The sequence below is a fragment of the Martelella mangrovi genome (assembly GCF_040545495.1).
Classification (GTDB): domain Bacteria; phylum Pseudomonadota; class Alphaproteobacteria; order Rhizobiales; family Rhizobiaceae; genus Martelella; species Martelella mangrovi.
Window position 1 is genome coordinate 230,979 of sequence record NZ_JBEPLY010000002.1, and the last position, 22,718, is coordinate 253,696.

A 22,718-nucleotide genomic window follows, 5' to 3' on the forward strand; every position below is an offset into this window, starting at 1 on the left:
CCAGGAAATTGCAATGCGCCAGTCCGACCGGACAGCCGAAACCCATGCTGAACCTGTCCCGGTTCAAAGCCCGCTCTTGAGCGCGCGGCTTGCCGGAACCGGTTTCCGTCACGGCTTTTTCACGCGCCGGGGCGGTGTCTCGAACGGTATCTACGACAGCCTCAACTGTGGCGCGGGCTCGGATGACCGGACTGAAAATGTCGCGGCGAATCGCGCCGCAGTGGCCGGATGGTTTGGCGAAAACGCCGACAACCTCATCAACCTCCATCAGTGCCATTCGGCCGATGTGATCGCCGTGGACCGGCCCCTGACCGGCGACAGGCCGCGCGCTGATGGTCTGGTGACCAGCACGCCGGGCCTTGTGCTCGGTGTCCTGACGGCCGATTGCGGGCCGGTATTGCTGGCCGATACCGAAAACGGCGTCATCGGTGCGGCCCATGCAGGCTGGCGCGGCGCTTTCACCGGCATACTGGAGGCAACCGCAGACGCGATGATTGCGCTCGGCGCACGACGTGAGGCGATTGTTGCAAGCCTGGGCCCGGCAATCGGCAGCAAGGCTTATGAAGTCGGCCCGGAATTCATCGAACGCTTTACACAGGCCGACAGCGCATTTGCGCGTTTCTTCACACCGTCGGAAACGGCCGGTCACGCGCTCTTCGACCTTGCTGGCTTCATCGGCCTGAAACTGGACCGTGCCGGCATTGTCCACGACATCGTCGGACAGTGTACATATGAAAACGAGCAGGATTTCTTTTCCTATCGCCGCGCCACCCATCGTGGCGAACCGGACTACGGCCGGCAGATTTCGGCGATTTCGATCGGGGCTCGGTGAGCTTCACATGTCAACAGCGTGCCACACGCCCGGGGAGACAGATATGGCGCTTATCTTTGAAAGCGAAGAATATGCCGAGAGGCTGACGCGGCTGAAAAGCGCAATGGCGGCCAAGAAGCTCGATGCCGTGCTGCTGTTTGCGCAGGAAAGCATGTACTGGCTGACGGGATATGACACCTTCGGCTTCGTGTTTTTCCAGTGCCTTGCCGTGACCGCTGACGGCAAGATGACGCTTCTGACCCGTTCGGCCGATGTCCGCCAGGCGCGCCAGACCTCGAATATCAGCGATATCCGCATCTGGGTCGATCGCGGCCAGACCGATCCGAGCCGGGACCTGAAGGAAATGCTCGCCGATCTCGACCTGCTCGGCTGCCGGATCGGCGTCGAATACGACACCCACGGCATGACCGGACGGTCCGCTCACCTGCTCGACGAACAGCTTTCCAGCTTCTGCCAGATTGAGGATTCTTCCTATCTGGTCAGCAATCTGCGCCTGATCAAAAGCCCGGCTGAGATCACATGTATCGAAAAGGCCGCGACACTGTGCGACGACGCCTTCGATGCAGCGCTGCCGCTGATCAGGCCGGGCGCCGATGAAGGCGAAATCCTGTCTGCCATGCAGGGCGCCGTGCTTTCGGGAGGCGGCGATTATCCGGCCAACAATTTCATCATCGGTTCCGGCGAAAGCGCGCTTCTGTGCCGCGCGAAATCGGGGCGCCAGACGCTTTTGGAAAACGATCAGCTCACGCTCGAATGGGCCGGCGTCTGGGCTCATTATCATGTGGCGGCGATGCGCACGGTGGTGGTTGGGGAGCCGAGCGACCGGCACCACGCGCTTTACGGCGCAGGACGGGCTGCGCTGGAGGCGATTGAAGAATTACTGCGACCCGGGCACAGTTTCGGCGACGTTTTCGACAAGCACGCCGAAATCATGGATGACCGCGGCCTTTCCCGCCACCGACTGAATGCCTGCGGATATTCACTGGGCGCGCGGTTCGCGCCGTCATGGATGGAACACCAGATGTTCCACGCCGGAAATCCGAACCCGATCCTGCCTTCGATGTCGCTGTTCGTGCACATTATCCTCATGGATTCCGACAGCGGTACGGCAATGACACTCGGCCGCACCTACCTGACCGGCGAGGATGATCCCAGGCCGCTTTCGCGGCTCAGCCTCGACCTTTACACAAAATAAAGCATGATCACGCCCACCGTTTGACAACGCAGCGCTCACTCCTGAAAATCGCGAACGATTTCAAAGGAAGGGCGTGATCAAATGTTCCGGATGGCAAGCATTTTCGTTGCTGCGGGCCTGCTTGCCGCCTGCTCCACCAGCGATGTGCTGACATTGACGTCCACACCGCCGGCGCCGGTCGGCATGGCCTCGCCGCAGGTCGCCCAGAACCCGCCGCCTATCGCAGCCGCCCCGCAGACCAACGTCGCCCGCCAGAACCTTGCTCCGCCGGCATCAACGTCTTCCGGCAGCCCGGCCGGCGGTGGAACATATCAGCAGCAAGCCGCGACGACTTACGATGCCACGCCCGCAAGGGGCAGGCCGCCCAGCACATTCGGTCAGCAGGCCGAACAGCTCGGCCAGCCGCAGCAGGCGGCTGTTGCCGCAACGGCCGCGCCGGCCGCAGCGCAAACCGCACCACAACAGCTTGCCCCTGCTGCACCGCCGGCCACGGCAGTACAACAGCAGGCCATCGCCGCCCAACCGGCCGCCACTCAACCAGCTGCCGCCCAGCCTGCCCCCCAACCGGCTTCCGCGCCGCCTGCTACGACGCAACCAAGTTCTGCCCCGCCGGCAACCGCTGTTGCCGCAGCCCAGACAATCCGCTTCCTGCCGATCATCGGCGCACCGTCGGACAAGCTCGCGCCCCTTTCCGCCCGGCTTGGCGACAGCGTGCGCGCGGCCGGGCTGACCATCGTGCCGATGGATCAGACCACTGCCGACATCAGTCTCAAGGGCTATTTCTCCGTCGTTGATCAGGATGGCCGGGTCTCCGTGGTTTATGTCTGGGATGTCATCGGTCCTGACGGTCTGCGTCTCCACCGCATCCAGGGCAGCACGCCCTCCCCGGATACCGGTTTTTCCGGCAGCGACCCGTGGGACGGGGTAACGCCGGCGATGATGGCGGATATCGGTCAGGAATCTGTCGGCTCCCTGCTTGCCTGGCTCGACAGCCAGGGCTGAAACGGCCCGAATCTGGCTCTTGGCACAGGAGAATCCGGGAAAGTCGGTTGAAACCGTCACAAGACAGCAACAACCGCCTTGCATTCACAGGCAAGCCGGTTAAAAAGCGGGCAGACAGACGCAACGGGCGATATGACATGAAAGTTTTCGCAGGCAATTCCAATCGACAGCTTGCCGAAGCGATTTGCAACTATCTCAATGTCCCGATGGGCAAGGCGAGCGTCAGGCGGTTCGCCGATCAGGAAATTTTCTTTGAAATTCAGGAAAATGTGCGCGGCGAGGATGTTTTTGTCGTCCAGTCGACCTCCTTCCCGACCAACGACCACCTGATGGAATTGCTGATCATGATCGACGCATTCCGACGTTCGTCGGCGCGGCGCATCACGGCGGTTATTCCCTATTTCGGTTATGCCAGGCAGGATCGCAAACCTGGACCGCGCACGCCGATCTCGGCCAAGCTCGTCGCCAACCTGATCACCCAGGCCGGCGCCAACCGTGTGATGACGCTCGACCTGCATGCCGGTCAGATCCAGGGCTTCTTCGATATTCCGACCGACAACCTTTATGCACTGCCGATTCTTGCGCGCGATATCAAGGCGCGGCGCAACCTCGACAATGTCATGGTGGTCTCGCCCGACGTCGGCGGCGTGGTGCGCGCCCGTGCGCTGGCCAAGCGGCTGGACTGTCTGCTGGCCATCGTCGACAAGCGACGCGAACGCCCCGGCGAATCCGAAGTCATGAACATCATCGGTGAAGTCGAGGGCAAGGAGTGCATCCTGATCGACGATATCATCGATTCCGGCGGCACACTGTGCAACGCGGCCGAGGCGCTTTTGAACAACGGCGCGCTTTCGGTCACCGCCTACATCACCCATGGCGTTCTCTCCGGCGCGGCCGTCCAGCGGATCGGATCGTCCAAGCTGGAGGAACTGGTGATCACCGACTCGATCCAGCCGCGCGGCGAGATGGTCGCTTCGGGCAATATCCGCGTCATCTCCACAGCCGCCCTTATCGGCGAGGCGATCAACCGGACCAGCCACGAATCGTCGGTTTCAAGCCTCTTCGACTAAGACGGAGCGACACATCGAGGGCGACCGTTCCCGTTGATCGGTTCGGTTGCCTTGATCGCGCAGGCTCCGGCCTTGCCTTTTGCCCGTCCGTCCTATATAGGCACCACGTTCGCGCAGACACCCTTGGAGGCAGCGCGAATGAGGGCTTGTCCCTCCCGTTTCAAAGGCAAGAACATGCCGGCGAAACGCTCCACATAACCTGAAAGGAAATGCCATGAGCGACAATAGCTCTCTGCTCACGGCCGAAGCGCGCGAACGGGTCGGTAAGGGGTCCTCCCGCGAACTGCGCCGCAACGGCCTGGTGCCCGCCGTCATTTACGGCGACAAGAAAGCCCCGGTTTCGATCGCGGTCTCTCGCAAGGAAGTGACCAAGCGCATCTTCGACGGTGGCTTCATGACCACGACCTTCACGATCGAAGTCGGCAAGGACAAGTACATGGTCCTGCCGAAGGACTACCAGCTCGACCCGGTCCGCGACTTCGTCATGCATGTCGACTTCCTGCGGATCTCGGCCAAGAGCACCGTTACGGTTGCTGTTCCGGTTCACTTCATCAACGATGAAATCTGCCCCGGTATCAAGCAGGGCGGTGTCCTGAACATCGTGCGCCATGAAGTTGAATTCAACTGCCCGGCAAACGCCATTCCCGACAGCATCACGGTTGATCTTGCAAACGTCGAAGTTGGCGAGTCGATCCACATCTCCGCTGTCGACGTGCCCGCGAAGGTTACGCCGGTCATCTCCGACCGTGACTTCACCATCGCCACGATCGCAGCGCCGGCCGGCATGAAGTCCGAACAGGACGAAGCCGAAGACGCCGCCGAAACGACCGAAGAAGAAGGCGGCGCAGAAGAATAAGCTGCTGCCGTTCTCTGACAGAAACTGAAAAGCCGCGGGGAAACCCGTGGCTTTTCATTTTTTTGGCTGGTCGCATTGCCTGTCTTCCGATACAGGCGGAATCGGACGTAAAGATCCTTCTGCACAACCAGAAGAATTAGGCGTTTGTTATTGCAGGTCAGCTAAAAAACATGCATGTTATTCGGAAGTCATAGCTTACATTCATCCGGCATTCGCCGGATCATCCGCAAAATCGGGATACAGCGTGGAGAAGGGGCCAAGTACGGTCACATGATCAGGCTTCGATCCGGCAGAGACATCATGATCGCCCTGGCAAGCTCCTGCGCGGTGAGCATGGCTCTGTTAATCCTTTCGCTGTTTTCGCTTCACATGATCGAAGCAACCGACGCCAGTTTTTCGAAACATATCGCACAGCTTGCCGATATCAGCGCGCCGGCGCTCGCCGTTTCCATGGCGACGGCCGATTATGACACGATGGCAATGATCGCGACCGCCATTCAGAAGACGCCCGAGGTCGACAAGGTCGAGATCGTCGATCGGTCGGGAATGGTCGATCTTCTGATGCAGGACACGAGCCTGCCGATCGGCACGCCAAATGCCATGGCTTCCCTGTCTCGTCCCATTTATGACGGGATCGGCAATGGCGTACAGGAAGTCGGCAAGCTCAATCTCTATTTCTCAAGACCCGCCTCGATCAGTACAGCGATGTGGCTGATCATAGTGACAGGCGTTGTCGCATCGTTTTTTCTTGGCTGGGCATCATGGCGTTTCATCGGCACACTCAAGTCCCGTGCCGGTTCTTCCGGAGATACTGGCGGCGAAGACGGCGCATCGCAATCCGATCCGGAGGAAATACGGGAGGCTGACACCCGCCCGCCGTCGGACGGTGACGACCACCGTCTCTTCGGTCATCTGTTCGAAAGTGAAACCGAAATGGCTTGTCTGATTTCGGCGGCAGGCAAATTCGTCGATGTCAGCAAGGGCTGGCTGCGCAAGAGCGGTTACGGTCGCGAGGATGTGACAGGCGCCGACATCGGCACATTCCTCACCGCCCCTGACCGGGATGTGATCGGCAAACGCCTTTCCGACCTTCATGAGCAAGGCCAGCCCCAGAAGGGCATGCTGCGCTTTCGCCACGCCGATGGCAGCACTTCCGACACATGGTTTGCCGCAACGGCGGTATCCGCGCCGGATGGCAAGGCCTTCGCGCTTGCGGTGATCCAGGACATTTCCGACCTGACCGTCGAGGCAGCGGATACCGACACGGCGGAATTTGCCGACCATCTCACCGGCCTTGTAAACCGGATCGGCTTCGAGAAACGACTTGCCGACCTGATTGCCGATGCCCAACCGGGCTGCCAGCTGGCCTGCCTGCTTGTCGATATCGACCGGTTCAAGTCGATCAACGACCATCATGGTCATAGAGCGAGTGAGGAGCTGCTGCGTGCACTCGTCAAGCGGTGGCGCCCGTCACTGCAAAAGGCGCTGCTGTCGGCCCGTCTCGGCAGCGATGAGTTTGCGCTTGTGCTCTCCGGCCCAGATGCCCGGAAGAACGCCGAAACCATCGCCGAAGCACTCTGCGAAGCTGCGCGCACGCCCTTCGTGATCGGCTCGGCTACGATGTCGATCACCGTGAGCATCGGTATTGCCCACTTCCCCGAAAATGCCGCCGACAGCCAGGAATTCATTCATTTCGCCACGATTGCCAGTTCCTCGTGCAAGAGCGAAGGCGGCAACGGTATCCGGACATTCGAGCCCGAAATGCTGGCAAGCCGAAAGAAGCGGACGGAGTCGGAAGACGACATCCGGCGCGGGATCGAGGAAAGCCTGTTCGAGCCCCATTTTCAGTCCGTCACGCATCTTGCAAGCGGCAATATCGTCGGCTTTGAGGCCCTGATGCGCCTCAACCACCCCGAAAAAGGCTTGATACCGCCGGCTGAATTCATCGCCATTGCCGAAGAATCGGACCGGATCGATCTTGCCGGACGGCAACTGTTTTCAAAAGCGCTTTCCGGCCTGCGCGCCCTTGGCCAGCGCCACGGCGATGAACACCTGCACATCGCCATCAATCTTTCGCCGGTGGAGCTGACGCCCGAAAAGATCGCATTCATAGCCAGCGAGCTTGAGGTCTACGGCGTCGATCCCGCCCAGCTGACAGTCGAGATCACCGAAGCCGTTTTCCTGGAAGACAGCGACCGGATCACCGAATGCCTTCAACAGCTGCGTCACATCGGTTGCAAAATCGCGCTTGATGATTTCGGAACCGGCTATTCGTCCCTTGCCTACCTCACGCGCTTTCAGGTCGATATCATCAAAATCGACCAGTCCTTCATCAAGGGGCTGACGCATCCCGACCCGGCGATCGCCACACGCAGCCGGAGGCTGATTGAGGGCATCGCGGCGATCGCGACCAACATGGACTGCCTGATGATTGCCGAGGGTGTGGAAGAAGAAGAGCAGGCACGACACCTGCGCACAATCGGTGTTCAGTATGCCCAGGGCTTCCTGTTTTCGACACCGTTGCCACTTTCCGAGGCCATGGCGCTCGTCTGAGGCCCGGCCGACGCATATTGACATGCGACGTGAAACAGGTTGGAAAAGGGCCGCTTTTTCCTGAAGGACAGCAGCTTATGTTCATTATCGCGGGTCTCGGTAATCCGGGCGGCCAGTATGCCGGCAACCGACACAATATCGGCTTCATGGCCGTTGACGCCATCGCCGACAGCAACGGTTTTTCGCCTTGGTCAGCCAAGTTCAAGGGGCTGATTTCAGAAGGCAGCCTTGCCGGCGAGAAAGTGCTGCTGATCAAGCCCCAGACCTTCATGAACCTGTCCGGCGAAGCGGTCGGCGAGGTGCTGCGTTTCTACAAGCTTTCCGTCGCAGACCTGCTGGTGATCTATGACGAACTGGATCTGATCCCCGGCAAGGCCCGGATCAAGACCGGCGGCGGCTCGGGCGGGCATAACGGCATCAAGTCGATCGACGCCCATTGCGGCAAGGATTACCGGCGTCTGCGCCTCGGCATTGGCCATCCCGGCGACAAGGCGCGCGTCCACGGCCATGTGCTCGGCAATTTCGCCAAGGTCGACAGCGAATGGCTGGAGCCATTGCTGGCAGGGATCGCGTCGAACGCAGACCTTCTGGTGCGCGGCCAGGATTCGCAGTTCATGAACAAGCTCGCGCTGGCGACAGGCGGCAGCGGCGCGCCGCCGCAACCGGCCGCTGCGAAACCGGTGCGGAAGGCGAAATCCCATATCCACAAGGCCCGCCAGCACGGACAGCAGAAAATGCCCGAAAGCGGCCCCATGGCCGATATGCTGAAAAAGATGTTCGGCCAGAAAAAAGACTGACCGGCGACTGCCCAACAGTGCCCGACCGGCCTATTCTTCCGGCTCGGTGACGAACATCAGCGGAAAGCCGGCCTGTTTGGCAAGATCGACGCCTTCCTTGGCCTTGGTCTCGGCAATGTCGCGGCTATAGACGGCGACCACGCACCGTCCCTTCTGGTGGGCGGTCATCATGACGTTATAGCCCTGCTCCTCGCTCATCCGGAAAACCGCCTTGAGGATGACCAGAACGAATTCGCGCGGCGTGAAATCGTCATTGACGAGGATCACCTTGTAAAGCCGCGGCCGGGCGACCTTCGGTTTGGTCTTCGTCTTGCGTTTTGTATCGGAGCCCGTGTCGCTCATGGCCGACCCGTCCCTTCTTTTCAAAATCAAAAAATGAAGAATACGCGGCCGGCGCAAGCGCACTGACGACATCAGAAACTGACGAACCGCAATATCGCTATTTTGCGCCCTCGGCCCCGATTTCGCAAGTGCGGCCGTGAGAAAAGCCGCTGTTGCGTGATGAGGTCTTGACCTTTGCCGCCTTCATCGCCCATAGCCTCGGGCCAGAGAAACGAATTTAAAAGCAGGATATCCCCATGGGCTTCAAATGCGGAATTGTCGGCCTGCCCAATGTCGGCAAGTCGACCCTCTTCAACGCGCTGACCAAGACCGCCGCAGCTCAGGCCGCCAACTACCCCTTCTGCACGATCGAGCCCAATACCGGCGAGGTTGCCGTGCCCGACGACCGCATGGTCGCGCTGGCGAAGGTGGCTGGTTCGAAGGAAATCATTCCGACCCGCATTTCCTTCGTGGACATTGCAGGGCTGGTGCGCGGCGCTTCCAAGGGTGAAGGCCTCGGCAACCAGTTCCTCGCCAATATCCGCGAGGTCGATGCCGTCGTCCATGTTCTGCGCTGTTTCGAGGATGACGACATCACCCATGTCGAAGGCCGGATCGACCCGGTTGCCGATGCCGACACCATCGAGACCGAACTGATGCTCGCCGATCTGGAAAGCCTGGAACGCCGCGTCGACCAGACCCGCAAGCGCGCCACCGGCAAGGACAAGGAAGCGCTTGCCGTGCTGCCCGTGATGGACGCCTCGCTGAAGCTGCTTCAGGACGGCAAGCCGGTGCGCTCGCTTTTGAACGAGCTGGATGCCGAAGACATCAAAATCCTCAAGGGCCTGAACCTTCTGACCTCCAAGCCGGTGCTTTACGTCTGCAATGTCGCCGAAGGTGACGCAGCCAAGGGCAACACGCAGACCGAAAGGGTCGCGGCCATGGCGGCCGAACAATCGGCGGGAACCGTCATCATCTCGGCGGCCATCGAGGCGGAAGTCGCCCAGCTCGATGCCGAGGAAGCGGAAATGTTCCTCTCCGAAATGGGTCTGGAGGAAGCAGGCCTCGATCGCCTGATCCGCGCCGGCTACCAACTTCTGGACCTGATCACCTATTTCACCGTCGGCCCGAAGGAGACCCGCGCTTGGACCGTGCGCCGGGGCACCAAGGCGCCGGCGGCTGCCGGTGTGATCCACACCGATTTCGAACGCGGCTTCATTCGCGCCTTTACGATCGCCTATGACGATTTCATCGCCTTCAACGGCGAGACCGGCGCCAAGGAAGCCGGCAAGGCACGCGATGAAGGCAAGGAATACGTCGTCCACGACGGCGACGTGATCCATTTCCGTTTCAATACGTGAGCCAGAGCGACACCCGATACATGCAGAAGGCCGGTCCGTACAAGACCGGCCCCAGACTGCTGACAAAGTTTGCCCCCCATTCTTTCGTCATACCGGCCTTGAGCCGGTATCCAGGGCCGCTTGCTGTGCGCTTCCAGAAAGAGTCTTTGCGCGCAAGGACTTGGCCCTTACTAGATCCCGGCTCAAGGCCGGAATGACGGTGGGGCAAAGCTGTGATTGCTTACAGGGTTTATCAACAAACTGAGGCCGGTCCGCACAAGACCGGCCTTTCTTTTTGCCTTGAAGGTGGCTGTCCCCGGCCCCACCTTCTCTACAGTCGATTTCCTCACTTATAACAACAGCCGGGCGAACAGATGACCATCTACGACTTTTCAGCCAAGAGCATTGACGGATCCACCGTCGATCTTTCCGACTACAAGGGCCATGTGCTCCTGATCGTCAATACGGCGAGCGAATGCGGCTTCACCCCGCAATATGAAGGCCTTGAGGAACTCTACCGGAAATATCGCGAGCAGGCGTTTTCCGTGCTTGGCTTTCCCTGCAACCAATTCGGCGGGCAGGAGCCGGGCGACGAAGCCGAGATCGCGACATTCTGCAAGACGCAATTCAGCGTCGATTTCCCGATGTTTGCCAAGGTGGATGTCAATGGCGACGATGCTCATCCGCTTTTCAAATATCTGAAAAAGGAGCGTCCGGGCTTTCTCGGCTCCGGCATCATCAAGTGGAATTTCACGAAATTCCTGATCGGGCGCGATGGCGAGCCGATCAAGCGCTATGCGCCGACGGTCAAGCCGGAAGAGATACAGGACGATATCAACGACGCGCTGGCTGCCGCGAGGGCCTGAGCTTTCGCGGCGCAGGCGTTATACCAAGCGTCAATGGCCTTCGTATTGCACCAGCGAGCGAACCTCGACGCCCATGGCTTCGAGCTTCTTGCGGCCGGGCAGGTCCTTCAAATCGATGACGAAACAGGCTGAAACGATGTCCGCCCCCATCTGCCTCAGCAGCTTGACGGCGCCTTCCGCCGTGCCGCCGGTGGCAATCAGGTCGTCGACCAGAATGACCTTCTCGCCCTGCTTGACGGCGTCGACATGCATTTCCATCTCGTCTTCGCCATATTCCAGCGAATAGGTCATCGACACGGTCTTGTCGGGCAATTTGCCCTTCTTGCGGATCGGCACGAAACCGGCCGACAGCTGATGCGCCAGTGCGCCGCCGAGAATGAAACCGCGCGCTTCGATACCCGCGATCTTGTCGATCTTCATGCCGACATAGGGCTGCACCAGTTCGTCGACGGCGCGGCGAAAGGCGCGCGCATCGCCGAGCAGCGTGGTGATGTCACGAAAGATGATACCGGGCTTCGGATAATCCGGAATCGAGCGAATGGCATTGAGCAATTCAGGATTGGCATTCATCTTCCGATGTCCTTTTATTCGGCTTCAGTCCAGATAAGCGTGCTCGGCCATCCATCAAAAAGGCGGCCCGCGCCGCCTTTCCTTGTTCACGTCCGAACGCGAAAAATCAATCGTGCTTGCGTGAATAGACCGATTTTTTCGTGAGATAAACCAGAACCGTCATGATCACGAGAAAGACCATGACCACCAGACCGGTCTGTTTGCGGTCCTCAAGCTTGGGCTCCGCCGTCCACATCAGGAAGGCGGCAACATCGCGCGCATACTGGTCCGTCGTTTCCGGTGTGCCATCGTCATAGGCGACGATCCCGTCCGAAAGCGGCGGCGCCATGGCCAGTGACGCAGCATTGGCGAAATAGGGATTGTAATAGGTGCCGGTTGGAATTTCCGTGCCCGCGGGCGCATCCTCATAGCCCGTCAGCAGCGCATGGATATAATCCGGTCCGCCCTCCTGATACTGGGTGAAGATATCGAAGATGAACGTCGGGAAGCCCCGCTTGATGCCGCGGGCCTTGGCCATCAGCGACAGATCGGGCGGTGCGGCGCCATTGTTGGAGGCAGCCGCCTGCTCGGCGTTTTCGAAGGGCGCCGGGAAATAATCCGACGGGATGCCGGGCCGCATGTACATGTTGCCGTCATTATCGGGACCGGCCTCGATTTCATACTCTGCGGCAAAGGCTTTTACCTGCGCCTCGGAATAGCCGAGATCCGAAAGCGTGCGGAACGCCACCAGATCGAGCGAATGACAGGCCGAACAGACATCCCTGTAAACCTTCAGCCCGCGCTGAAGCTGACCGCGGTCATAAGTGCCGAGCGGGCCTGCAAAGCTCCAGTCCATCTGATGCGGATGCTCGATCGGATAATGCGGCGTACCGCCCTCCTCGCCGTCCTCGGCTGCATTGGCGACCGAGAGACACAGCGGCGTCAAAAGTGCGGTGAACAGAACACCGGCGATAAGCTTTTTCATGGTTTTTCCCCTCTCGCCACGCATCAGACGCCGCCCTTGGCCGGCTTTTTGCGCGCGGCCTGCTTTTCGAGCACGGCTTCGGTGATTGAATTCGGCACCCGGGCCGGTTTTTCAAACAGCCCCAGAACCGGCATGATCACGAGGAAAAATCCGAAATAATAAAGCGTTCCAAGCTGCGACATGATCACGAATATGCCTTCGGCAGACTGCGACCCAAGCCAGCCAAGCATGAACGCATTGGCGACAAACAGCCAGAAGAACAGCTTGAACCACGGACGATAGGCGGCCGAGCGCACTTTGGAAGTGTCAAGCCAGGGCAGGAAGAACAGGATCAGGATCGAGCCGAACATCACCAGAACGCCGCCAAGCTTGGAATCGATCGGGCCGATGTCGAAGGTGATCGCCCGCAACATCGCGTAGAACGGCAGATAATACCATTCGGGAACGATATGGGGCGGCGTCTTCATTGAATCGGCCGGGATGTAATTGTCCGGATGGCCGAGATAATTCGGCATGTAGAAGATGAACCAGACATAGGCGATCAGGAAGATCGTCACGCCAAGCGCATCCTTCAGGGTCGCATAGGGCGTAAACGCCACGGTATCGCTCTTCTGTTTGACCTCGACACCGGTGGGATTTGTCTGCCCGGTGACATGCAGCGCCCAGATGTGCAGCACCACGACGCCGGCGATCATGAACGGTAACAGGTAGTGCAGCGCGAAGAAGCGCTGCAGGGTCGGCTCGCCAACGGCGAAACCGCCGAGCAGAAGCTGCTGGACCCAATCCCCGATCAATGGAAAGGCGGTGAAGAAACCGGTGATCACCGTCGCGCCCCAGAAGGACATCTGGCCCCAGGGCAGCACATAGCCCATGAAGCCGGTCGCCATCATCAGCAGATAGATGACCACGCCGAGCATCCAGAGAATTTCACGCGGCGCCTTGTAGGAGCCGTAATAAAGCCCGCGAGCAATATGCAGATAGACGGCGATGAAGAAGAACGAGGCGCCGTTTGCATGCATGTAGCGCAGCATCCAGCCATAATTCACGTCCCGCATGATCTTCTCGACCGACAGAAAGGCGGCAGACGTCGAGGACGTGTAGTGCATGGCCAGCACAATGCCGGTGACGATCTGCACCACCAGCATGACCGAAAGCATGGCGCCGAAGGTATAGGCGTAATTCAGATTGCGCGGAACCGGATAGGAAATGAAGCTGTCATATAACAGGCGGGGCAGCGGCAGACGCGCATCCATCCATTTCGACACACCGTTCTTCGGCACATAACTCGAGTGTCCACTCATGGCCCAGTCTCTCCCCCTCAACCGATCCTGATTACAGTGTCGGACGTAAATTCGTATAGCGGTATCGCAAGGTTTTGCGGCGCAGGGCCTTTGCGGATACGGCCCGCCGTATCGTAGTGCGAGCCATGACAGGGACAGAACCACCCGCCGAAATCGCCGGCCTGACCGAGCGGAATGCAACCGAGATGGGTGCACGATCCGATCATGACAATCCAGTTTTCCTTGGCCTCACCGGCAGAACGGTCGACATCGGTTGCCGGAGAACCCGACGGCAGGTTTTCATTGCGCGCTTCGGGGTCCTTGAGATCGGAAAGCGGCACCTCCCTTGCCTCCTCGATCTCGCGCTCGGTGCGATTGCGGACGAACACCGGCTTGCCGCGCCATTTCACCGTCAGCGACATGCCGGGTTCGAGACTGGAGACATCCACTTCGACAGTCGAAAGCGCCAGTGTCGACGCATCCGGCCGCATCTGGTCGATGAATGGCCAGGCGACGCCGGCCACCCCTACAGCCCCGGCAACCCCGGTTGTCAAATACAGAAAATCGCGCCGGGTCGGTTCGCCGGAATGATCCGTCGAAACAGTCTCGTCTTGCACCGCTATCCCTCCATCAGCTGATGCCACCGTCGGAAACGCCTTGTTCTCCCTCGCAGTTTCCTGCGACAAGGCGCCATGGTGACGTTCATTTAGCCTAAGTTTTATGCGCGATCCCTTATGATGTCCAGTGTCCGGCATCTGTGGCCACAAGCTATCCGATGTGGCAGCGCAGCATTTGTACGACACCGTTGTGGCCGGTACTGACGAATGGTATGTTCAGCCGCTGATATTTTCTTTTGTCATTTTTCTTTTTCAGGATTTAAGCTTGAGTTCCCTGAAGACTCTGGCCGTCACCTTTGCAAGTCTGGCCTTGCTGCTTGGCGTTTTGCCTTCTCTTTCACAATTCTGGCTGTTCTCGTTCGTCGGTGGCATGCGGGTGCATATTGCCGTGGCCGCAGTGTGCCTTTCACTCATCGTTCTGGGGCTCGACAGAACATTATGGTCGGCCATACCGCTGGTGGCGTCGGCGCTGCTGTGCCTGTGGGTCTGGCACTTGCATCAAAGCACCGTTCAGCCCGACGCCCGGCCCGACAGCAATATCCGCGCCCTTAAACTGATCGAGTTCAACATTCTTGGTGATAATCAGGACGGTGCGGAAATTGCCGACTGGCTGACGGATCAGAACGCCGATGTGGTTTACACGCTCGAATCCGGCCCCTTGCGACCTCATCTCGACGCACTTGCGGAAACCTATCCCTATCGCGTGGGCTGTGGCGAACTGGTCAAAAACTGCGACCTGATGATGATGTCGAAATATCCGCTTGAAAATCCGCAGGTTCGAAACCTCGGCTCGCTCGGCGCCCATCGTTTCATCCGCGCCGGCATCAATATCAACGGTGCCCGGGCAACCTTCGTCGCCATGCACCTGACCAAACCGTATTATGAAACCATGCAGCTGGAACAGCTGAACAGCGTGAAGCGCTATCTGAGGGACGCGGACGGACCGCTGATTCTGGCAGGCGATTTCAACTCTTCGCTGCTGTCACCCTATATCCTGAATTTCCTGCAAACCACGGGTCTCAGGGCCTTCGCCCATGAACCGCGGACATGGCCGGTTGAAATGCCATCGATCGGGCTGCCCATCGATCATATTCTTGTGCGCCAGCCTGCCTACATCGCCTCGGTGAAGCGTGTCAGACACAATATGGGGTCAAATCATTTCGGGCTTGAGGCCCTCATTTCCCTTCCGGTAGCGCCCTGAACCGATCCGTTCAGTCTTCGTGGTCGAGTTCCGGCAGGAAGCCACCCGACTGGCGGGCCCAAAGTGCTGCATAGAGCCCGTCCTTTTCAAGAAGCTGCCGGTGCGTCCCCGCCTCGACAATACGCCCCTTGTCCATGACGATCAGGCGATCAAGCGCTGCAATGGTCGACAGACGATGCGCGATTGCAAGCACGGTCTTGCCTTCCATCAGCTTCATCAAATTGGCCTGGATCGCCGCCTCGACTTCGGAATCGAGCGCCGACGTCGCCTCGTCCAGCACCAGGATCGGCGCGTCCTTCAGCATCACCCGTGAAATCGCAATGCGCTGGCGCTGACCGCCGGAAAGCTTCACGCCGCGTTCGCCGACATAGGCATCGAGCCCTTTGCGGCCGCGCATATCGGCAAGATCGGCGATGAAACTGTCGGCCTCCGCCCGTTCAACCGCCTCCCACAGCATATCGTCATCGGCATCCTCATTGCCGAAACGGATATTGTCACGGATCGGGCGATGCAGCAGACCGGTATCCTGGGACACCATGCCGATCTGGGCGCGCAGGCTTTCCTGGGTGACGTCGGCAATATTCTGGCCATCGATCGATATCGTGCCGCTGCCGACATCATAAAAGCGCAGCAGCAGATTGACGAGCGTGGACTTGCCCGCCCCCGAACGGCCGACGATACCGACCTTTTCGCCGGCGCCGATTGCAAGAGAAAAGTCGTTGATCACGCCCTGCCCGCCGTCATAGCCGAAGCTGACATTATCGAAGCGGATTTCCGGATTGCGCAGAACCAGCGGGACGGCATCCGGCCGGTCGAGCAGGCCGATAGGCTGCGAGATCAGCTCGGCCGAATTCTGGATGGTGCCGATCGCACGCATGATGCCGTTCAACTGCATCATCAGCCGACCGAGCAGCATGGAAAGCCGCAGCGAAAGACCGAGCGTGAAGGCAACGGCACCCGAAGAAATATTGCTCGAAAACCACAGATGGACGGAAAGCGCGGCGATTGCCGTGATCATCACGCCGGACAGCAGGCTGAGCGAAGCCCTGACACCGGTGATCAGCCGCGTGAAACTGCGAACCTGGGCAATCAGCCGTTCGAAGCCCGTGCGCATATAGCCATCATTGCCCTCGTCGCTGCCGAACAGCTTGAGCGTCATGATATTGGAAAACGAATCCACCATCCGTCCCGACATCACCGAATTGGCCTCGGCCAGTTCACGGGCGTTTTCCCGAATGCGCGGCACGAAGAAACGCGCCAGAACGACGAAGATCGCAATCCACAGCAAAATCAGCGCCGCCAGCCGCCAGTCAAGCGCTGCGACCAGCGCCATGGTCGAGATTGCATAGATCGCCATGAACCAGACGACCTGCAGCAGCGACGACATCAGGTCGCCGATCGACTGCCCCGCCGCCGCCACCTTGGCAACGATCCGACCGGCGAAATCGCTCTGGAAGAAATCGAGCGATTGGCGCGCGACATAACGATAGGACTGCCAGCGCACCAGATTGTTGAAGCCGGGAACGATGGTCTGTTCCTCGATCAGCATCTGCAGCGTGGTAAAGCCGACCCTGACGACGACCATGGCAACGGCCATGCCGATCAGCACCCAGCCGTGCTCGGCCATCAGCCCCGACCAGCCGGCCTCGCGCGGTGTTCCATCGAGAATATCGATCAGCACGCCCATGAACCAGAAGGCGGCCGATTCCATGATCGCAACACCGCCACCGACGACCAGCATGGCGAAAAACGGCCATTTCGCCTGACGCAGAAAATACCAGAGAAACGGCAGGAGCTTCTCCGGCGGCCGCTCCGGCGCGCGGTCGGCCAGCGGATTGATCCACCGCTCGAACAGTTCTGCAATGCGCTGAAATATCATGATGGAAATGGATACAGGGATTCGGCAGGCGCGCCAATTCTCGTTCGATCAAAATAGAATGGGCGGCATGGGAAAAGCCTGTCCCAATAACAGTTAACGTCCCCGCATGGCCCTGGACCCCGGCTCAAGGCCGGGGTGACGATGTTTTTGGCATGCACCGAGACAGCAAGGCGATGCTCTCGCTTCAAAGCCCCCTCACCTGCATTCCGTCATACCGGCCTTGAGCCGGTATGACGAAAAAAACTTGGGAATAGCGTTGTCAGCAGTCTGACGGGCCCGCCATCCGGCAGGCCCGTCCATTTTCATTCTGCAGCCGCTCCGGTGGCGGTTTCGTCTTCGGCGAGGAAACCGCCGGACTGGCGCTTCCACAGATCGGCATAGATGCCGCCAGCTTCGACGAGCTGTTGATGCGTGCCCGTCTCGATGATCACACCCTTGTCGAGAACGATCAGCCGGTCCATCTCGGTCAGCGTCGACAGCCGGTGGGCAATCGCGATCACGGTCTTGCCTTCCATCAGCCCGAACAGGCTTTCCTGAATGGCCGCCTCGACTTCGGAATCAAGCGCCGAAGTCGCCTCGTCCAGCACCAGGATCGGCGCATCCTTGAGGAACACGCGGGCGATCGCGATCCGCTGGCGCTGACCGCCGGAAAGCTTCACGCCGCGCTCGCCGACATGGGCATCAAGGCCGGTGCGACCCTGAAGGTCGGAAAGCCCCTTGATGAAGTCCCAGGCATTGGCGCGTTTGGCCGCGGCAATCACCTCGTCATCGCTGGCGCCGGGACGGCTGTAGGCGATGTTGTCGCGGATCGAACGATGCAGCAGGGATGTGTCCTGCGTCACCACGCCGATCATCGAGCGCAGGCTGTTCTGCGACACTTTCGAAACATCCTGACCGTCGATGGTGATCCGTCCGCCCTCCAGATCGAAGAAGCGCAGCAGCAGGTTCATCATCGTGGTCTTGCCGGCGCCGGAACGCCCGACCAGCCCGACCTTCTCGCCCGGCTTGATGACGAGCGAAAGATCCGAGATGACGCCACCTTCCTTGCCGTAATGGAAGGAGATATCGTCATAGACGATTTCGCCTTTTTCAACGACAAGCGGGCGCGCGTCTTCGACATCGACCAGTTCGTGCCGCTTCGCCATCATCGACATGCCGTCATAGACGGTACCGATGTTTTCAAAGAGCGCGGTCACTTCCCACATGATCCACTGCGACATGCCGCCGATGCGCATGACAAGCCCCAGCGTCAGCGCAATTGCGCCAACGGTGATGCTGTTTTCGAGCCAGAAGCGGATCGCCAGCGCGCTCACCGCAAACAAGGCGACAGCGTTGTTGATGTAGACCAGCGTCTGGAACTGGGTCACGCGCCGCATCTGGCGGTAGACCGTCTCCAGAAAGCCATCCATGCCTTCGCGTGCAAACAGCTCCTCACGACCGGCATGCGAGAACAGCTTGACCGTGGCGATATTGGTGTAGCTGTCGACCACGCGGCCCGTCATCAGCGACCGGGCATCGGCCTGATCGGCCGAAATCTTCCTCAGACGCGGAATGAAGTACCACAGCATCGCGGCGTAAACCACGATCCACACCAGCAGCGGAATGACGAGACGCCCGTCGGCCGCCGCGACGATGAAGATCATCGATACGAAATAGGTGACGACGTAGACGAACATGTCGAGCGCCTTCATCACCGTTTCGCGGATGGCAAGCGAGGTCTGCATCACCTTTTGCGAAACGCGGCCCGCGAACTCGTTGGCGAAGAAGTTCATCGAATGGCGCAGGACATAGCGATGCATCTGCCAGCGGCTGATCATCGGCAGGTTGCCGAGCAGCACCTGATGGATCAGCAGCGAGGAGAAGATCGTCAGCCCCGGCAGCAGCACCAGAACCAGCGCGCCCATGAAGGCCAGACGCCAGCCCTCGTCTTCCAGGAATGTCTCCCGGTTTGCCGTCGACAGCCAGTCGACGATATCGCCCAGAAAACGGAACAGGTAGACTTCCCCGAAAGCGACCAGCGCGGCAATGACGGCCATCAGCGCCAGATAGGGTGCGGCAGGCTTCGAATAATGCCACAGAAACGGGATCAGACCCGTGGGGGGCGCCGTGGGCTCTGCCTCGGGATAGGGATTGAGACGGTTTTCAAACCAGCGAAACATGATCGGACTCCAATGCCTCCCGGTTGCTCTTCATGAAAAGAGCACAATTTTGCCCGCAACAGCGAACCCGGGACGGAAACAACGGCCGGTCAGGCGGCCGTATGAATGCGAATGACTAAATGGGAAACAAGAACGTCGTGTGAAAGATCACGCGAGACGGCGCGGTGGAACGCGGAGCAATACAAAGCCAGTGATGTTCATCTGCCATGCTCCTTTCGCCGGTTTGAGAAAATCGGAGGCCCTTATAGCCCCTTACATGCGCAAAGGCCAGAGCCGGTGCGTAAAAAGCAGCGATTGCCCCAATGTGTTGCATCCCGGCAACGCATGCTGTAACCGCCCGGAACCGGTCTTGTACGGCCGGGCCCGCCATGCTTTGGATGAAATCGGGCGACGTTGCTGAAGAGGATGATTGCTGTCCATGCTCCGGACCAGCCAGTGGATTCACAATCTTGCACTGCTCAAACCGACGCCCTATCGGCCGTGGCGCCATTCGATTCGCCTGTCGCTCGGCACCGGTGTGCCGCTGCTGATCGGACAGTTGAGCGGCCATACCGGGCCGATGCTCTATGTTGCGCTTGGCGGCTTTCTGGCCGCGGTCACGGTCCGGCTCGATCCCTATCGCGAGCGGTTCCGGCAATTGGGCATTTCCGCGCTGATCGGCGCCACAGGCTGCCTCATTGGCCCGGAAGTCGGCGGCCACGGGCTGGCGACCATTGCCCTGTTGATGACTGTCGGCCTGTTGTCCGGGCTGGTCAGTGGGTATGGCGCGGCCTTTTCCACGGGCGCGCTCAACATGCTGGTGCTGGCCGTCGTCAATGCACACGCGCCAGCCGTGCTTCCCGCCTGGCTGGTGTTCGTGAACTATCTCGCCGGCGCCGCCTTTGTGGCGGCAATGCTCGGCATCGGCGCGCTGTTTGAGCGCGACCGGCCCGAACGGCGCATGCTGGCCAATATCGTCACCATGCTCGCACGTCTTGCCCGCGCCTCCGAGGCGGTTGGAAAGGTGCCGACGCCGGATAATCGCAGGCGCATGATCGATGCGCGCCGCGCCTTAAGCGATGCCACCAAAACCGCCTATGCAACACTGATCGAAAAACGAAGCCACGGCCGCGCCCGCACCCGCGACACCCTGAAGACCGCCGCGGTCCTGTCGCTCGTCAACCAGCTTTCCATGGCGATTATCGCGGCCCGCGGGCACGATCTGGCGGCAACAGCAAACAAGCTCGATGCCATGGCACGGGCCTATATGTCGCGTGCCGGCCGTCCTTCAGGTGCGGGTTCCGATACGCCGCAGCCGGATCAGACGATACAGCTTGCAGAGCGCCTGGCCGCCACAATGTGGCCCTCGCCCGCTGCCCGGGACCAGATGCCAGCCGATCAGCAGGCGCCGACACAGGATGCGGTGTTTTCCGCAAGCCTTGCCACCCGTGTCGCGCGCCGCCTCGTTCTCGGCCGCGAGGTGGTGATTTCGGCTCTCCGGCTATCGCTTTGCATGGGGCTTGCGGTTGCGCTCAGCCACGTTCTGCCCGGTGATCATTCCTACTGGCTGCCGATGACGGTCGCGATTGTGTTGAAACCCGATTTCGGTTCGGTCTTCCTGCGGGCCATTCACCGCAGTCTCGGCACGCTCGCCGGTGTCGCCATCGCGCTTGCGATTGCCGCGCTGGTGCCGAAGGGCATCGCCTTCGTCCCCGTGATCATGCTGCTTTGTGCTGTCATTCCTTTTGCCGGCCTGCGCAGCTATGCGGTGATGGTGACCTTTCTGACGCCGGTCATCCTGCTGATGATCGATCTGGTTTCTTCGGGGCCGGTGGCCAGCTACGATATTCAGCGGCTTGCCGATACGCTTGCCGGTTCGGCGATTGCACTGGTTTTCGGTTATCTCATCTGGCCGCGATCGCAGGAACGGCAGCTCGGCAGGGCATTTTCGGACGCCATGGAAAAGATCGGCGCCTATCTCGCTGCGGCCACCGTGCGGCAAACCGAAGACGAGGCCGAACTGGCACAGCTGCGCCAAAACCTTCTGGCCCGTGAATTTGCCGCATCCCGAACACTTTCCGACCTGCGCACCGTGCTTGGCCGCCTGGTTGCCGAGCCGCCGCCGGCCGGCCGCGAGGCGGCGGCATGGTTTCCCGCCATTGCCGGCGCCGAGCGGCTTTCCGATGCAATCACGGTCTACGCGGAAGGCCGCCGCATGGGCGACCCGCCACCTGACGCGGACCGCGCGCTGCGGGCCGAAAAGGCACTGGCCGCAATCGCCGATGACCGGCCGGGCGAAACAAGACCCGGCGGCCGCGAGAAGGATGACCGTTTCGGCGATGTCGAGGCGGAGATTGCCTGGATATGGGCCTATCTCCGGCGACGTCCGGGCCAGAAGCAAGGTCAATCGTCATCAGCCGAACCGGCCTTCAGATAGGATTGCGGCGGCACGCCGAAGTGACGCCGGAATGCGGCCACGAAGGCGCTTGCGCTGCGATAGCCGAGCAGGCCGGCAATCTCGACACTGCTCCGGCCATGGCTGAGATGGTTGATGGCTTCCATCAGCCGCAGCCGGCTGCGCCATTCGGAAAAGCGCAGGCCCGTCTCCTTTTGAAACAGCCGTTCGAGCGTGCGGGTGCCGGCACCTGCGAACCGCGCCAGTTCCCCCAGATTGGCGTTGTCGTCGGGGCGCTCCAGCAACCGGCCGGTCACCCGCTTAAGACGCGGATCGATGCCGGCGGGAAGACTGAGCGGCGCGTTCGGCAATGTCGCCAACTCATCAATGATCACGGCGCAAAGACGTGAAAGCCGCCCCTGTCGCCCGTCCGTTTCCGGCCCCGGATTGCGAAACCGCAGCAAAAGCTGGCGCATCAGCGGCGTCATGTGCAAGACTTCACAGCGCTTTTCGCGCACACCGCTCACCGACGGATCGATGTAGATGAAGCACGCCGAAACATCGGTCTCCATCATCACATCATGGACAGTACCGCCGGGAATCCAGATTGCATGGCTGGTGGGCGCCAGCCAGCGGGTTCCGCAGGCGCGCACCGTGAGGATGCCCTCTTCCGCCCACAACAGCTGTCCGCGCGGATGCGCATGCGGCGCACGGCCAATCTCACCCGCCTGCCAGCGCTGCACGCGTGCCGTCACCGGCCGGGAGGCATCGATGATCCAGCCCGGCCCCTGCTCGGGCATGATCGATGACGTAACTTCGATATGGTTTGGCATCATGTAGCT

General features: G+C 60.2%; 19 protein-coding genes. 11 read left to right on the top strand and 8 right to left on the bottom strand.

Annotated features, from left to right (window positions below):
* The first annotated feature begins 13 nt into the window (after window positions 1–13).
* From pgeF to pth, 7 genes are all read left to right on the top strand, one after another.
* A complete protein-coding gene (pgeF, locus tag ABID12_RS03430) occupies window positions 14–832 on the top strand; it encodes a peptidoglycan editing factor PgeF (RefSeq protein ID WP_354433109.1) in 819 nt (272 codons plus the stop codon).
* A 43-nt stretch (window positions 833–875) separates the two neighbouring features.
* Window positions 876–2,027 carry a M24 family metallopeptidase gene (locus ABID12_RS03435; protein ID WP_106311350.1) on the top strand — a complete coding sequence of 384 codons (1,152 nt, stop codon included), beginning with the start codon at window positions 876–878 and terminating at the stop codon, window positions 2,025–2,027.
* 81 nt (window positions 2,028–2,108) lie between these two features.
* Entirely contained in the window at window positions 2,109–3,029 is a 921-nt protein-coding gene (locus tag ABID12_RS03440) for a hypothetical protein (protein ID WP_354433110.1), read from the top strand.
* Between the two features lie 137 nt (window positions 3,030–3,166).
* Entirely contained in the window at window positions 3,167–4,099 is a 933-nt protein-coding gene (locus tag ABID12_RS03445; protein ID WP_354433111.1) for a ribose-phosphate pyrophosphokinase, read from the top strand.
* Between the two features lie 214 nt (window positions 4,100–4,313).
* Window positions 4,314–4,955 carry a 50S ribosomal protein L25/general stress protein Ctc gene (locus ABID12_RS03450; protein WP_106311341.1) on the top strand — a complete coding sequence of 214 codons (642 nt, stop codon included), beginning with the start codon at window positions 4,314–4,316 and terminating at the stop codon, window positions 4,953–4,955.
* Window positions 4,956–5,288: 333 nt separating this feature from the next.
* Window positions 5,289–7,508 carry a sensor domain-containing protein gene (locus tag ABID12_RS03455; RefSeq protein WP_354433112.1) on the top strand — a complete coding sequence of 740 codons (2,220 nt, stop codon included), beginning with the start codon at window positions 5,289–5,291 and terminating at the stop codon, window positions 7,506–7,508.
* A gap of 77 nt (window positions 7,509–7,585) precedes the next feature.
* Window positions 7,586–8,305, top strand: coding sequence for an aminoacyl-tRNA hydrolase (gene pth, locus ABID12_RS03460; protein WP_354433113.1), 720 nt, complete (start codon window positions 7,586–7,588; stop codon window positions 8,303–8,305).
* Between the two features lie 30 nt (window positions 8,306–8,335).
* On the opposite strand, the gene clpS is transcribed toward pth, so the two are convergent.
* Window positions 8,336–8,647: an ATP-dependent Clp protease adapter ClpS gene (clpS, locus tag ABID12_RS03465; RefSeq protein ID WP_106311332.1), complete on the bottom strand. Its 312-nt coding sequence runs from the start codon at window positions 8,645–8,647 to the stop codon at window positions 8,336–8,338.
* Window positions 8,648–8,883: 236 nt separating this feature from the next.
* Here clpS and ychF point away from each other — a divergent pair, with 236 nt between their 5' ends.
* Window positions 8,884–9,987 (top strand): redox-regulated ATPase YchF, encoded by a 1,104-nt coding sequence (ychF, locus tag ABID12_RS03470; protein ID WP_354433114.1) that lies wholly within the window; start codon window positions 8,884–8,886, stop codon window positions 9,985–9,987.
* A 353-nt stretch (window positions 9,988–10,340) separates the two neighbouring features.
* Window positions 10,341–10,832 (top strand): glutathione peroxidase, encoded by a 492-nt coding sequence (locus ABID12_RS03475; protein WP_354433115.1) that lies wholly within the window; start codon window positions 10,341–10,343, stop codon window positions 10,830–10,832.
* Between the two features lie 30 nt (window positions 10,833–10,862).
* On the opposite strand, the gene ABID12_RS03480 is transcribed toward ABID12_RS03475, so the two are convergent.
* The 4 genes from ABID12_RS03480 to petA form a co-directional block, all read right to left on the bottom strand.
* Window positions 10,863–11,402, bottom strand: coding sequence for an adenine phosphoribosyltransferase (locus ABID12_RS03480; protein WP_354433116.1), 540 nt, complete (start codon window positions 11,400–11,402; stop codon window positions 10,863–10,865).
* Window positions 11,403–11,508: 106 nt separating this feature from the next.
* Window positions 11,509–12,366, bottom strand: a complete 858-nt coding sequence (locus ABID12_RS03485; RefSeq protein WP_354433117.1) for a cytochrome c1 — start codon at window positions 12,364–12,366, stop codon at window positions 11,509–11,511.
* Between the two features lie 23 nt (window positions 12,367–12,389).
* Window positions 12,390–13,667, bottom strand: a complete 1,278-nt coding sequence (locus tag ABID12_RS03490; RefSeq protein WP_354433118.1) for a cytochrome b — start codon at window positions 13,665–13,667, stop codon at window positions 12,390–12,392.
* A 17-nt stretch (window positions 13,668–13,684) separates the two neighbouring features.
* The gene (gene petA, locus ABID12_RS03495) at window positions 13,685–14,263 is read right to left on the bottom strand and encodes a ubiquinol-cytochrome c reductase iron-sulfur subunit (protein WP_106311314.1); all 579 of its coding nucleotides are present in this window, start codon (window positions 14,261–14,263) and stop codon (window positions 13,685–13,687) included.
* 265 nt (window positions 14,264–14,528) lie between these two features.
* On the opposite strand from petA, the gene ABID12_RS03500 reads away from it, so the two are divergent.
* Window positions 14,529–15,464 carry an endonuclease/exonuclease/phosphatase family protein gene (locus ABID12_RS03500; protein ID WP_354433119.1) on the top strand — a complete coding sequence of 312 codons (936 nt, stop codon included), beginning with the start codon at window positions 14,529–14,531 and terminating at the stop codon, window positions 15,462–15,464.
* A 10-nt stretch (window positions 15,465–15,474) separates the two neighbouring features.
* On the opposite strand, the gene ABID12_RS03505 is transcribed toward ABID12_RS03500, so the two are convergent.
* Entirely contained in the window at window positions 15,475–17,343 is a 1,869-nt protein-coding gene (locus ABID12_RS03505; RefSeq protein ID WP_354433120.1) for an ABC transporter ATP-binding protein, read from the bottom strand.
* Window positions 17,344–17,645: 302 nt separating this feature from the next.
* Window positions 17,646–19,502, bottom strand: coding sequence for an ABC transporter ATP-binding protein (locus ABID12_RS03510; RefSeq protein ID WP_354433121.1), 1,857 nt, complete (start codon window positions 19,500–19,502; stop codon window positions 17,646–17,648).
* Window positions 19,503–19,920: 418 nt separating this feature from the next.
* On the opposite strand from ABID12_RS03510, the gene ABID12_RS03515 reads away from it, so the two are divergent.
* A complete protein-coding gene (locus ABID12_RS03515) occupies window positions 19,921–21,918 on the top strand; it encodes an FUSC family protein (RefSeq protein ID WP_354433122.1) in 1,998 nt (665 codons plus the stop codon).
* Here the strand turns inward: ABID12_RS03515 and ABID12_RS03520 are convergent.
* Window positions 21,885–22,712 (bottom strand): AraC family transcriptional regulator, encoded by an 828-nt coding sequence (locus ABID12_RS03520; protein WP_354433123.1) that lies wholly within the window; start codon window positions 22,710–22,712, stop codon window positions 21,885–21,887. The two genes, ABID12_RS03515 and ABID12_RS03520, sit on opposite strands and share 34 nt — an antisense overlap.
* Window positions 22,713–22,718: the final 6 nt, after the last annotated feature.